General features: G+C 70.7%; 14 protein-coding genes. 8 read left to right on the top strand and 6 right to left on the bottom strand.

What is annotated here, in order from left to right:
* Positions 1-44: 44 nt before the first annotated feature.
* Positions 45-1,634: a carboxylesterase/lipase family protein gene (locus KV102_RS06445; protein ID WP_220345651.1), complete on the top strand. Its 1,590-nt coding sequence runs from the start codon at positions 45-47 to the stop codon at positions 1,632-1,634.
* Between the two features lie 4 nt (positions 1,635-1,638).
* Here KV102_RS06445 and KV102_RS06440 read toward each other — a convergent pair whose 3' ends face one another.
* Positions 1,639-2,226, bottom strand: coding sequence for a QsdR family transcriptional regulator (locus KV102_RS06440; protein WP_220342703.1), 588 nt, complete (start codon positions 2,224-2,226; stop codon positions 1,639-1,641).
* 80 nt (positions 2,227-2,306) lie between these two features.
* On the opposite strand from KV102_RS06440, the gene KV102_RS06435 reads away from it, so the two are divergent.
* Both KV102_RS06435 and KV102_RS06430 read left to right on the top strand, forming a co-directional pair.
* Complete coding sequence (locus tag KV102_RS06435; RefSeq protein ID WP_220345650.1) at positions 2,307-3,116, top strand: hypothetical protein; 810 nt, start codon at positions 2,307-2,309, stop codon at positions 3,114-3,116.
* A gap of 9 nt (positions 3,117-3,125) precedes the next feature.
* Positions 3,126-3,713, top strand: a complete 588-nt coding sequence (locus KV102_RS06430; protein WP_220345649.1) for a TetR/AcrR family transcriptional regulator — start codon at positions 3,126-3,128, stop codon at positions 3,711-3,713.
* 3 nt (positions 3,714-3,716) lie between these two features.
* Here the strand turns inward: KV102_RS06430 and KV102_RS06425 are convergent, their stop codons facing one another.
* Positions 3,717-4,178 (bottom strand): thioesterase family protein, encoded by a 462-nt coding sequence (locus tag KV102_RS06425; RefSeq protein WP_220345648.1) that lies wholly within the window; start codon positions 4,176-4,178, stop codon positions 3,717-3,719.
* 93 nt (positions 4,179-4,271) lie between these two features.
* Between KV102_RS06425 and KV102_RS06420 the strand changes: the two genes are divergently transcribed.
* Positions 4,272-4,937: a VOC family protein gene (locus tag KV102_RS06420; RefSeq protein WP_220345647.1), complete on the top strand. Its 666-nt coding sequence runs from the start codon at positions 4,272-4,274 to the stop codon at positions 4,935-4,937.
* Here the strand turns inward: KV102_RS06420 and KV102_RS06415 are convergent, their stop codons facing one another.
* Together KV102_RS06415 and KV102_RS06410 are read right to left on the bottom strand one after the other, a co-directional pair.
* The gene (locus KV102_RS06415) at positions 4,938-5,747 is read right to left on the bottom strand and encodes a phosphotransferase family protein (RefSeq protein ID WP_220345646.1); all 810 of its coding nucleotides are present in this window, start codon (positions 5,745-5,747) and stop codon (positions 4,938-4,940) included.
* Positions 5,747-6,589, bottom strand: a complete 843-nt coding sequence (locus KV102_RS06410; protein ID WP_220345645.1) for an alpha/beta hydrolase — start codon at positions 6,587-6,589, stop codon at positions 5,747-5,749. The genes KV102_RS06415 and KV102_RS06410 overlap by 1 nt, the downstream gene beginning before the upstream one ends.
* 229 nt (positions 6,590-6,818) lie before the next feature.
* Here KV102_RS06410 and KV102_RS06405 point away from each other — a divergent pair, with 229 nt between their 5' ends.
* The 3 genes from KV102_RS06405 (at position 6,819) to KV102_RS06395 (ending at position 10,093) form a co-directional block, all read left to right on the top strand.
* Positions 6,819-7,457: a TetR/AcrR family transcriptional regulator gene (locus tag KV102_RS06405; protein WP_220345643.1), complete on the top strand. Its 639-nt coding sequence runs from the start codon at positions 6,819-6,821 to the stop codon at positions 7,455-7,457.
* Between the two features lie 10 nt (positions 7,458-7,467).
* Positions 7,468-7,890 carry a hypothetical protein gene (locus tag KV102_RS06400; protein ID WP_220342695.1) on the top strand — a complete coding sequence of 141 codons (423 nt, stop codon included), beginning with the start codon at positions 7,468-7,470 and terminating at the stop codon, positions 7,888-7,890.
* 94 nt (positions 7,891-7,984) lie between these two features.
* Positions 7,985-10,093 carry a M1 family metallopeptidase gene (locus tag KV102_RS06395; protein ID WP_220345642.1) on the top strand — a complete coding sequence of 703 codons (2,109 nt, stop codon included), beginning with the start codon at positions 7,985-7,987 and terminating at the stop codon, positions 10,091-10,093.
* Positions 10,094-10,106: 13 nt separating this feature from the next.
* On the opposite strand, the gene KV102_RS06390 is transcribed toward KV102_RS06395, so the two are convergent.
* Both KV102_RS06390 and KV102_RS19540 read right to left on the bottom strand, forming a co-directional pair.
* On the bottom strand, positions 10,107-10,589 hold the full coding sequence (locus KV102_RS06390) for a hypothetical protein (RefSeq protein WP_220345641.1): 483 nt from the start codon (positions 10,587-10,589) through the stop codon (positions 10,107-10,109).
* 114 nt (positions 10,590-10,703) lie between these two features.
* Positions 10,704-11,741, bottom strand: a complete 1,038-nt coding sequence (locus tag KV102_RS19540) for a phosphatase PAP2 family protein (RefSeq protein ID WP_220345639.1) — start codon at positions 11,739-11,741, stop codon at positions 10,704-10,706.
* A 75-nt stretch (positions 11,742-11,816) separates the two neighbouring features.
* Here KV102_RS19540 and KV102_RS06380 point away from each other — a divergent pair, with 75 nt between their 5' ends.
* On the top strand, positions 11,817-12,740 hold the full coding sequence (locus KV102_RS06380) for a M15 family metallopeptidase (protein WP_220345638.1): 924 nt from the start codon (positions 11,817-11,819) through the stop codon (positions 12,738-12,740).
* The last annotated feature ends 13 nt before the right edge of the window (positions 12,741-12,753 follow it).

Here is a 12,753-nt window from a genome sequence, read left to right as displayed (position 1 = left end):
AGCGGCTCCGTGAGGACCGCGTCGCCGACCCTCGGGAGGTTCTCGTGCCTGTCACGCGTCCCCATCACGTCCTCGTCCGTCCCGTCGTGCGGGTTGCCGTCTCGGCGCTCGCGATCGCGGGGCTGGCGGCCGCCGCCCTGGTCGCCCCAGCGGAGGCGAAGCCGCCGGGCCACCGGGACGACACCGTCGTGCGGGTCGCAGAGGGCGCGGTGCGAGGCACGGCCGCGGAGGGTTATCGGACGTTCCAGGGCATCCCGTACGCCGCGCCTCCGGTCGGTGACCTCCGCTTCCGGGCGCCCAAGCCCGTGAGCCGGTGGCGCGGCGTCCTGGACGCGACCGCGCCGCGACCACAGTGCGCCCAGCTCTCCAACGGGACGGGCAACCCCCAGACGTACGGGGAGGACTGCCTCTATCTGAACGTGACCACGCCCGCCGGGCGGTCTGCGCGGCCGGCCGGACTGCCGGTGATGGTGTGGATCCACGGCGGCTCGTTCCTGACCGGCAGCGGAGCCGACTACGACGCTTCCAAGCTCGCCACGCAGGGTGACGTGGTCGTGGTGACCATCAACTACCGGCTGGGGCCGTTCGGATTCCTCGCGCACCCGAGCCTCCGCTCGAGCAATGCAGCGCTCCTGGACCAGCAGGCAGCGTTGCGCTGGGTCCAGCGCAACGCACGCGCTTTCGGCGGCAACCCCCGCAACGTCACCGTCTTCGGCGAGTCCGCGGGGAGCGCGTCGGTGTGCGCCAACGTCGCCTCACCCCGAGCGCGAGGACTCTTCCGTCGCGCGATCGCGCAGAGCTATTCGTGCACCTCCGACTTCGCGACGCTCGCGAGTGCGCAGGCGGCGGGGGAGGCGTACGCCGAGGCGGTCGGTTGCGGGGCCGCGGCCGACGTGCCCGCGTGCCTGCGCCAGCGCGACCCCGAGACGCTGCTGCGTGCGTGGGCAGGTGGGGCGTTCGCCGTCGGTGGCACCGCGCTGCCCCGACAGCCCGGGGACGCCCTCGCCACGGGGACCGCCAACCGTGTCGACCTGATGCACGGGAACACCCTCGACGAGAACCGGCTCTTCGTCCCGCTCCAGTACGGCACCACCCTCACCGCGGCGCAGTACACCGCGGCGATCCGTGCCCGGTTCGGCGCGGCGGCCGACGCCGTGCTCGCGAGATATCCCGTCGAGTCGTACGGCTCGCCGATCATCGCGCTGTCGACCGTGTTCAGCGACTACGGCACCGCGCTCTCGACCTGCTCGCACGTCGACGCGTACGAGGTGGCGTCCGAGCGGCGTGGCGCGCGGGTCTACGCCTACCAGTTCCAGGACCGAACCGCGGACCCGCTGGTCCCGATCCTCGGGACGCAGAACGGCGCCTCCCACGCGACAGAGCTGCCGTTCCTCTTCCCGGGCCTCTTCGGTGACGGTCTCAGCGCCGAGCAGGAGACGCTGTCCGACGCGATGGTGGCGTACTGGACGAGCTTCGCGGCCCGCGGTCGTCCGTCCGGCCGCGGCCTGCCCCGGTGGCCGGAGTACGACCGACCGGGTGACGTGATGGCGCTGGACCTCCCAGCGGCCGGAGGGATCGGTGTCGAGGACGTCGCCGCGGCGGCCCAGTGCGGCTTCTGGTCGCAGCTGGGGTGACCGATCAGCCGGGTCCGGCCTCGAGCAGCGCGCGCTGGAGCGTGACGGCGAGCTCGAGGTCGGGCTCGCGGTCCGCGAGCAGGTCGGCGTAGATCACCGACTCCCCGATCCGGACCCACATGTAGGCCACCCGACCGGGGTCGGCGCGCAGCCGGAGCTCGCCGGCGGCCGCGGCCTCAGCAAGGACCCGGCGCCACCCCTCGACCGCCCGGGCATGGACGCGGGCCGCCGGCATGAAGAGGACGCGGAAGGCCGTCTCCGGCTCGGCGGTCGCGAACGTGCGGAGCGGGCCGAAGCCGACGATGGCCTGGTTCATCAGGGTGGCTGCCCCGACGATACGCTCCACACCCGGCGCAAGCCCCGCCCTCACCGCGGTGGCGACCGATGCGGCGAGCGTCGCCTGACCGAGCGAGTCGACGACGTCTCCGAGCAGCCGGTCCCTGCTGCCGACGACCCGATAGAGCGTCGCCCGACCGACCGCCAGCACGGTGGCGAGCTCACGCATGTCGACGGCACGTCCCTCCAGGAACCAGGAGCGCGCGACGGCGACGGCGTCGTGCGGCTCGATCACCCGGGTCGGCATGGCGGTCATCGGACCATGCCGACCCGGACGTCGGCAAGGCTCGGCGCGTTGTCTGTGCGCTCGGCCGTACGTCGCTAGCGTGGAGAGCGATGACCACTTCGACGAAGACGAACGCCACGACCACGCCGTCCCGTGCTCTCGCATGGGCGGCCCTCGCCGCCGCCGCGGTCCAGATCCTGGTCCCCGCCGTCCAGTCGCTGGGCGGTCTCGGCGCACCGCCGAGCAGCCAGGGCGAGGACCTGCTGATCACCCCGGCCGGCTACACGTTCTCGATCTGGAGCCTGATCTACCTGCTGACGGTGGTCTTCGCCGTCGTGGTCCTCGTGAAGCGGTCGACCGGGACGCGGCAACCGGACCGTCTGCTGCGCGACCTCGTGCTCCTGTACGCGGGTGCGGCGTTGTGGATCGTCGTCTCGGCGCTGGAGTGGACGTGGGTGACCGCCGCCGTTCTCGTCGCGATGGTCGTCGTCGCGGTCGACGCCGCGACGGTCGCGAAGAGGCGTGTGTCCTCCGACGTCGGTGCGCCGATCTGGCTGACCCTTCTGGCGCGGGTGACGACGGGCGTGTACGCCGGGTGGGTCACCGCGGCCGGCATCGTCAACGTCTGCTCGGCCATGGTGGAGTCGGGATGGCTCGACGGGGACGAGGTCGCCTGGCAGCTGGGTGCCCTGGTCGTGCTCGCCCTCGTCGCGCTGGCCATCAGCGTGCTCCTCGGCGGCTCCTGGGCGTACGCCGCCACGCTGGTGTGGGCGCTGATCGGCGTGATGGTCGCGGTCCGCGACACCTCGGACGCGCTCGTCCTCACCGCAGCCGCCGCTGCGGTGGTGATCGTGACCGTCAACGCAGTGCTGATCCTTCGCCGTCGCTCGAGCTCGTCCAGGGTCGTGAGCGCCACCTAGACTCGCGTCATGACCGCGACCACCGACGGACGTCGAGCGCGCGGTGACGCGTCTCGTCAGAAGGTCGCCCGCTGCGCCGCGGACGTGGCGACGCTGCACGGGCTCGACTCTGTCTCCGTCGGTCGGCTCGCGACCGCGACCGGGGTCAGCAAGAGCGGCATCCTGACCGTCTTCGAGAACCGGGAGGCGATCCAGCTCGCGGCGATCGCCGAGGCCCGCCGCGTCTTCATCTCCGAGGTGATCGCGCCCGTGTGGTCGGCCGGGTCGGGATCGCGCCGGTTGACGGCGCTCGTCGAGAGCTGGGCCGCCTACGTCCGCCGCCGTGTCTTCCCCGGTGGGTGCTTCCTGGTGACGACCTCGGCAGAGTACGGCGCGCAGCACGGCGCGGTCGCCGACGCGGTGCGTCGTCTCGAGCGAGAGTGGCTCGACCTCTTGGCAGCCGACGCGGAGGCTGCGGGCGGGGACGGACGCACGGTCGCCTTCCAGCTCGACGCGTTCCTTTCCGCGGGCAGTGTCCGCTACGCCCTGTTCGAGGACGACGAGGAGCTCGGGCTGGCCGTCGGCTGTGCCCTCGACGTGATCGGTGCGCTCGGCTAGCAGCTAGGTGGTGCGCCGGACGTCGCCGCGGAGCAGTGGCGCCGCGTACTCCCACTGCTCGTCGGTCAACGGCGTCGGCCGCAACGTCGCCGAGTCGAGGTTGATGAGCCGCCGCGTGCCCTCGGCGTGCAGGGTCTCGTGATCGCTGGACAGGATCCGGAAGTGGTAGTTGACGCTTGTCCTGCCGACCTCCTCGACCCACAGGTGCACGGCCACGTCGCCGACGGCGGTCACGGGCTGGTGGAACGTCAGGTGGAGGTCGCGGATGACCTGGACCGACGTCGACGGGTCGAGGACCCAGCCGGCCCCGGTCCAGAAGTCGATGACCGCGTGGTCGAAGAGCCGTGCGTACTCGACGTGGTTGAGCATCCCGAAGCCGTCGAGGTCGTCGAGGTAGACCCGGACCGGGACCACCACCCCGTACGGTGGCTCGTCCGTGGTCGTCCTGCCGTGAGTGAGCGTCATGCGACCAAACATTACGACCGATCGGTCGTGATGTCACGGGGTTTGCTGCGCGTCGACCTGTGCGCCAGGCCGCCTTGACGTCAGCATGGGTCCATGAGCATCGAAACCTTGACCGGGCAGAGGGTCGCCGACGAGAAGCTGGACGGCTGGGTCTACCTCCTCGGTGGGCTCCAGACGCGGATACGCGTCCCCGACTTCGCCGCAGCGCTCCGTGTCGCGAACGCGATCGGCGCGGCCGCGGGGTCGACCCACCACGACCCCGACCTCGACCTGCGACCCACCCACGTCGACGTCCGTCTGACGCACCACGCGGCGGGAGGCGTCACCCGCGTCGACGTCGACCTCGCGCGCCGGATCAGCGCCGTCGTTGCGGACGCGGACGACGACGTCTCTCTCGAGCCGGCGACCGTCTCCCGGATCGAGCTCGCTCTGGACAGTCCGGCGTACGGCGAGGTGCTGCCGTTCTGGCGAGCCGCCCTGGCGGTGGAGGAGTCACCCGTGCCGGAGGTCGACGACGAGATCCGCGACCAGCATCGTGCCCTGCCGACCGTCTGGTTCCAGCCGTCCGGCAGCGAGGAGCCACGCCAGCGGTGGCACCTCGACGTGTGGGTGCCGCCCGACCAGGTCCAGTCGCGGATCGACGCCGCCCTCGCCGCGGGGGGCACCGTCGCCAGCGACGACGAGGCGCCCAGCTTCTGGGTGCTCGCCGATCCCGAGGGCAACAAGGTCTGCCTCTGCACCTGGCAGGACCGCGACTGACTAACCCTCGTCGTCGAAGAGGGCGGCGATGGCCCGAGACGCGTTGCGCCGATAGAGGTCCCGGTCGGTCTCGATGCCGTAGGCGAGGTCCTCGAGCGCGCGGATCCGGGCGTGGAAGATCGCCCGAGTCCGAAGGTCGTCGACCTCGGGCTCGCCGTCGTCCGCGTCGAGTGCACGGTCGAACGCGCCGACGCCGAGGTCTCGCAGCACCAGTCCCAGGTCCAGCGCGGGATCGGTCAGCGCGGCGTCCGACCAGTCGATGACCCCGGTGATGACCTGGGCGTCCTCGTCGACGAAGACGTGCTCCGCGCCCAGGTCATTGTGGGAGAGCACCCGTCGCGGGGACGGCCGCGGTGCGGGCGACTCGAGGAAGCGTTCGACGGCGCGGTGACGGCCCACGGGGATCGCGCCGGCACACGCCCCGAGGAGCTCGACTCCCTCGGCGAGCAGATCGGCCGGTGCGGTGTCGTCGACGGGGACGAGCCCGGAGACGGAGGCCACGGGGATGCCGTGCAGCGCGGAGAGGAAGGCGCCCAGGTCGGCGCCGAGTCGATCTCGCGTCGGCTGGTCCAGCTCGGCGAGCCTGGTGAGCAGCGGGCCGCCCGGGACGAGAACCATCTCCATCACGTCGTCGTCCCGTCTGACATCGAGCACCTGGGGGACGGGCAAGGGCGAGACCGCCGCGACGAGCCGAAGCAGGGCCGCCTCGTCCCACGAGGTCAGGCAGTCGGCGCCTGGGAGGCGGCGCCGTACGAGCGTGCCGCGCTCGCTGCGCCGAACCTCGTGGTCGTGACCGTCGGACAGCGGCATCACGTGTCGGTGACGGGCGCCGTACGGGACGTCGTGCCGGCATGCTCGAGGGACCACTCGAGCGCGTGGTCGGCGACGGCCTCCCAGCCCGGAGCGGCACACGTCCAGTGGTCGCGCCCCTCGAACTCGTGGTAGTCGGTGAGTGCGGCGGACCTCTTGTAGTGCTTGGCGTTCGCCCTGTTGACCGACGGCGGCATGATGTGGTCCTCGCCGCCCGCGATGAACAGCAACGGCGCCCGGTCGTCGTTGTCGTAGTCGACCCACGTCTCCTGGTGGCCCGGCTTGATGTTTGCGAGCAGCCCGTACTCCCAGACCCAGCTGCCCGGCGCGGGGACCTGGTAGCGCTCCCACGCCTGGTCGGACTCCGCCCTGGACAGGGTGTTGGCGAACGAGTAGTGGAACTCCTCCGGAGTGAATCCGACCGCCTTGGTCCGGGTGGCCGGGTTCTTGAGGATGGGAAAGAGCGATCTCACCTGTGACGGCGGGGTGACGTGGACCCCCTCGGTCGGTGCCGAGTCGATCACGACACCCGCAGCGCCGAGGCCGCGTGCAAGGAGAAGCTGGGTGAGCGTGCCGCCGAAGGAGTGGCCCATGATGACCGGCGGCGAGTCGAGACCCTCGATGACAGAAGCGAGGTGGCCGACGGTGTCAGGGACGGTGAGGCGGGCGATCACGTCGGTGTTCTCGCGCAGCGCCTCCACCTCGATCTCGAAGCCGGGGTAGCCGGGCGTCAGGACGCTGAATCCCTTGGCACCGTAGTAGTCCACCCAGCCTTCCCAGCTGCGGGGGGTCATCCAGAGTCCGTGCACGAGCACGATCGTGTCGGGGCGGGTGTCGGTCATGTCGCGTCCTGTCGCTCAGCGGTCACCTGGTCGCCAGTGCGGGGACGCGTGAGGGGCCCGGTGCCGCCCCCGCCGGCCCGAGCCCCTTCATCCGCCTGGTACGAGACCGAACGGATATGAATAGATAAACAGACATCTTGACGGTTGACAAGATTTTCGTATACATCTGTCAAGATTCTTTTTTTGCACGAGGGAGTCGGTGACTTTCGACCGGCGTATCGTGGGGCCCGTGAGTACCGCGGGGGGACGCGCCACGCGCCGGCAGGCGCGAGCCGGTCGTGCCTCGGACGACAAGTTCGAGCAACGACGAGCCGAGCTGGCCAGCTCGGCTCTCTCCACCCTGGCCGATCGGGGCTTCGCCAACACGAGCCTGCGTGACATCGCCCAGAACTCTCCGTACTCGCACGGTGTCGTCCACTACTACTTCAGCGACAAGCTCGACCTGATGCAGCACTGCGTGCGGCAGTACAAGCGAGACTGCGTCAAGCACTACGACTCCATCATCGAGTCCGCGATCACGGCGAGGGAGCTCCGGGACGGTTACTCCGACGCCATGGTCGCCACGCTCCGTGACGAGACCGACCTGCACCGCATGTGGTACGACCTGCGCAACCAGAGCATGTACACGCCCGAGCTCGAGGGCGTCATCGAGGAGATCGACCTCCTCCTCGAGCAGATGGTGTGGCGTGTCGTCTGCCGCTACGCCGACCTCGCCGACAGCCCTCCCCGGGTCTCGTCACCCGTCGCGTACGCCCTCTACGACGGGCTCTTCCTCCGAGCGCTGATCGACCTGCTGGCCGGGCGTACCGATGCCGCCGACACGCTGCGGCGCGAGTGTGCGGCACTCCTGCAGATGCTTTGCCCATAGCCTGAGGTCCATGCCCGACACCTCACCGCCACCGCTCTCGACGCCCCGTACGATCGGACGGTGGGCGCTCGGCGCCTTCCTCCTCTTCGCCGGCATCAGCCACCTCACCTTCGCGCGCCGCGAGTTCCTCGCCCAGGTCCCGGACTGGGTCCCGGTCGGCGCCGACACGGTGGTCATCGCGTCCGGCTTCGTGGAGGTCGGGCTCGGCGGCGCCCTGATCGGCCTTCCCGGCAGGCGCGTCCCGGTCGGATGGCTCACGGCGGCGTTCTTCGTGGCGATCTTCCCCGGCAACATCTCGCAGTACGTCACGCACACCGACGCGTTCGGTCTCAACGACGACAGGGCTCGGGCCGTCAGGCTGCTGTTCCAGCCGTTGCTCGTCCTGTGGGCGCTGTGGGCCACCGGAGCCTGGCGCGACCGTCGCCGCGGCTGACCGGTCGACCGGGGCACGGTGGTCTGCGCCCTCTTGCGCGGGAGTGTGACGTGGACAACAGTGAGGAACCGACGGTTCGTCTCCGGAGGTCGCCATGCGCCGCACGTTCCCTGCCCTCGTCTCGGTCTTCTCCGCCCTCGCTCTCGGTGCCGCCCTGCTCGGCGGGCCAGCGAGCGCTCATGATCGGCCCCACTTCACCCCGGGGGCCGCGGGCATCGGCGACCCGTACTTCCCGACCGACGGCAACGGCGGCTACGACGCGATCCACTACACGCTCGACGTCCGGTACGACCCGGCCACGGACCGGCTGGCCGGACAGGCTCGCATGCGTGCCCGTGCCACCCAGAACCTGTCTCGGTTCAACCTCGACCTCGAGGGACTGACCGTCCGTTCCGTGCGGGTGAACGGGCGCCGTGCGACCTGGCGGCACACCGGCGGTGAGCTGACGATCACCCCGCCACGCGGCCTCCGCAAGCGCACCACCTTCGTCACCGACATCCGGTACGACGGGGTCCCGCAGACTCTCGAGGACGGCTCGGGCTTCATCCACACCGACGACGGGGCGCTCGTCGTCGGTCAGCCCCACGTCGCCGACACCTGGTATCCGGTCAACGACCACCCGAGCGACAAGGCGTCGTACTCGTTCAAGATCACCGCGCCGAAGGGCCTGCGGGCCGTCGCCAACGGGGTCCCGCGTGGTCAGTCGACCTCGCGAGGGTGGACCACCTGGCTGTGGGAGGCACGCGAGCCGATGGCGTCGTACCTCACGACCGCGACCATCAGCGACTTCCGGGTGAAGGACTACCGCTATGACGGGATCCGGATGATCGAGGCGATCGACCCCAAGCTGTACGAGCGGGTGCCGGCGCGCACCGGCGACCAGTACGCCATCTCGCAGGCCGCCAGCCTGTCCTACAAGCGGCTGACCCGCACGGTCGAGGTCCCGGCGGCCGGTGGGCAGCTGAGGTTCTGGGTGGACCGGTCGACCGAGGAGGACTGGGACTACTTCTTCGTGGAGGCGCGGACCCCTGGAGCGGACGACTGGACGACCCTGCCCGACCTCGGCGGAGCGACCAGCACCGAGGTCGGCAACTCCTGCCCGTACTGGCTGACGCTGCACCCGTTCCTCGAGCACTACCAGACGGCGCAGGGCGACGACACGTGCGCAGCGACGGGCTCGAGCGGGTCCTGGAACGCCGCCACCGGCCAGTCCGACGGTTACGAGCAGTGGCGCGTCGACCTGGGTGCCTGGACGGGCCGGTCGGTGGAGCTGTCCCTGACGTATGCGAGCGACGACGTGGTCCAGGCCGGCGGCGTCTTCGTCGACGACATCACCACCCCGACCGGAGCAGGCAGCACGTCGTTCGAGGCCGACGGCGACGAGCTGGACGGCTGGACCGTCAGCGGCGCTCCCGCAGGGAGCGAGCCCAACCCCAACGACTGGATCGCCGGCACGCCGGACGAAGGCCCCGCGACCGTCGGCGACAAGGCGGAGGCGGCGTTCGCCAAGCACCCGCGGATCCTCGACTTCTTGCAGGACACCTTCGGGCGCTACCCGTTCTCCTCGTCCGGTGGCATCGTCGATGCGTACCCCAACCTCGGGTTCGCCCTGGAGAACCAGACGCGGCCGATCTACTCGCAGGAGCAGATCGGTGGAAGCGAACAGGCCGCCGAGGCCGTGGTCGTGCACGAGCTCGCCCATCAGTGGTACGGGGACAGCCTCGCGGTCGAGCGGTGGAGCGACATCTGGCTCAACGAAGGCTTCGCGTCGTACGCCGAGTGGCTCTGGTGGGAGGACAAGGGCGAGGCCACGGCCCAGGAGATCTTCGACGACACCTACGCGGCCTACCCGGCCGAGGACCCGTTCTGGGACCTCACGATCGGCGACCCGGGACCGGACGGCCTGTTCGCGAACGCGGTGTACGACCGCGGTGCGATGACGTTGCACCAGCTGCGGCTCGCCGTCGGAGACGACGACTTCTTCGCGATCCTGCGCGGCTGGGCACGGCGCAACGCGGGCGGCAACGTCACGACCCCGCAGTTCATCGCCTACGCCGAGCGTGTCTCGGGGCAGCAGCTCGACGACCTCTTCGACACGTGGCTCTACACGGCCAGCCGTCCGGAGGTCACCGGCACCTTCCTCCGGAGGTCGCCGGTGACGGGTCTGCCGCCGTTTGCGAGGGAGTGGCGCGCTCGGCGCTGACTCGAGGTCGTCGTCACAGCCCTTCCCACGGATAGCCGTGGCGTTGGAACGCGGCGGCGACTGCCTTGCGACTCGCCTCCACCTCCTGCTCGAAGAGGCGACGACCGTCGTGGCCGTCGACGACGACCTTCTTGCCGTCGCGATAGACCGCCACGACCTGCGTACGGTCGATGCGGCGACGGTCGTCGCCGTGGTGCACCACCACGGCGTCGTCGTCGACCTCCAACCGGTAGGCGCCCCAGATCTCGGAGGCAGCGAGGGCGAGGCCGAGGAGCAGACCGACGGTGGGACGCGCCACCCACGCCCACGGCTGGTCGAACGACGCCACCCACTCCAGCGGGCCCTTGAACGGGACGACAGGGACGTCGGCCAGCCATGCCGCCAGGACGGGGGCGAGCAGGAAGAGGAGGAGCCCGCCGACACCGAAGACGACGGCGGTGCCGATCGCGTCCGAGCGCGTGTAGCCGAGCGTCGTGGTGGGAGGTTCGACGGTCATGGCCCGACCGTACGAACGGTGCGGGCGTCCCGGCATCGTCCGAAGGACTAGCCCGGCCGCGACCAAAGGTGATCCGCCCGTCCCGATCCGCAGACGAGAGGGACGCCGCCGCCCTCATTCTCGGCTCGGCTCCTCCGACCGCCGGGGGTAGACCGTCTTGCGGCCCAGGAAGACGGCGAGGAAGCCGATCGCGACCCCGGCCACGTCGTCGGCGACGTAGTGCCAGCCAAGGTAGAACGTCGCCACGATCGTGGCGAGGACGAAGACGCCGAGGACGTGGCTCAGGCGCCGGAGCCCGTAGTAGCGCGCCATCAACCAGACCAGCGTGGTGAACGCGACGTGCAGGCTCGCGAACGCGGAGATCTGCGCGAACGCGTCCGGCGCCTCTGGATGGGCCAGCAGCTGCTCGCGACCAGCGATGTCCTTCTCCCACATGTCCTGGATGACCGTGCGGGGAAGATCGGCGTAGTCCTCCGGCAGCCGCCAGAACGGTCCCAGGGATGGGATCAGGTAGTACGAGCCGACCCCGAGGATCCATCCCCACATGCCCGCCACGAGCATCACGAACCCGTGCCGGATGCGCGCCGTGAACACCAACGCGCCGAGCAGCATCGCCGTCACGACGGGCGTGAAAGCGGTGTAGACGACCGAGAGGATCGACATCGCGACCCCCTCGCCCAGCAGGTCGTGCAGCGCCTCGCCCGGAGTGCTGCCGAAGAACAGCCACCGGTCCCAGCTCAGGAGCAGGTCGTCGCGGGGGTCGAGCAGGACGTCCCAGCTCTTCAGGTTGTGGTAGCAGAGATAGACGAGGTAGTAGGCGACGAGCCCGCTCACCGCGGCGGCGGTCCTGCGTGCCGTCCACCTCGCGCGGAGAGCGCCCAGGGTCGTACGCACCGTCCGTGGGTGGGCCCGCCAGCAGGCGTCGACGACGGCGAGCACCAGCAGTCCGGGCAGCGCGATCGCCAGCCGTGAGAGGAAGAAGGCGTTGCCCGGGTCGCGGATCGGGATGCCGGCGACAGAAGCGCCGACCAGCGTCACGACGGCGAACGCACCGACCACGAGCCACGTACGCCAGTACCAGCCCTGTCCCCAGCGGATCCGCCACCGGGCGCTCGACCCGGTGACACCGTCGGAGCGGGTGGTTGGCCCCACGGTCGCAGCGTACGCCGGGGCGAGTGCCTCGTTCGTTCGGCGGCGCCGACAACATCGGGTTCTAGACTCGGAAGGATGCAGCGCCGCCGCGTACGCACCTCGCTCCCTGCTCTCGGGATCGCGCTGGCCGTCGTGCTCGCGGGCTGCAACGGTGACCCGGACGCGCAGCCGACGACCGGCTCCGAGAGCACCCTGGCATCGGCGTCGCCGAGCGCGAGCCCACCGACGACCGCGCCCTCCGCGACGACACCACCCGCGGCCACGCCGACGCCCTCGTCGAGGCCCGCCCCGGGCACGGTGCCTCCGGCGTGGTTGGGCAGGCGGGTGCTCCCCGTCACCGAGGACGGCTTCGGTGAGGTCCGCCCGACCCCTCCGGCACTGCGGAACCGTCGGTTCACCCTCCCGGACCAGCTGCCGGCGTTGCCCGGGTCGGGTTTCGCCAGCCGGATCGTGTCGCCACCGCCGGACAGCGTCATCGACCGCTCCACCTGGCGGCCCGGGTGCCCGGTCGCGCGGTCCGACCTCGCCTGGATCCGCCTGACGTTCTGGGGCTTCGACGACGCCCGCCACACCGGCGAGCTCCTGGTCAACAAGACGGTCGCCCGCAAGGTCGTCCGCGCCTTCCGGGCGATGTACGCCGACCGCTTCCCGATCGAGGAGATGCGCATCACCCGCGCGGCGGAGCTGTCGGCACCGCCGACCGGTGACGGCAACAACACCGGTGCCTTCAACTGCCGGCCCACCCGCGGCACGACCACGTTCTCCGAGCACGCCTATGGTCTGGCGGTCGACATCAACCCGTTCCAGAACCCGTACGTCAAGGGCGACGTGGTCCTGCCCGAGCTGGCGACCGCCTATGTCGACCGCAACCGCGTCCGGCCCGGGATGATCCTCGCCGGCGGACCGGTCGTCCGGGCGTTCGAGACGATCGGCTGGGGATGGGGCGGGGCGTGGAGGACGCTCAAGGACTACCAGCACTTCAGCCGCGACGACCGCTGAGCCGGCCGCCGAG

Source organism: Mumia sp. zg.B53, from assembly GCF_019550935.1.
Classification (GTDB): domain Bacteria; phylum Actinomycetota; class Actinomycetes; order Propionibacteriales; family Nocardioidaceae; genus Mumia.
The sequence above is the reverse complement of the archived record's forward strand: the minus strand, read 5'-3'. Positions and strand labels throughout refer to the sequence as shown.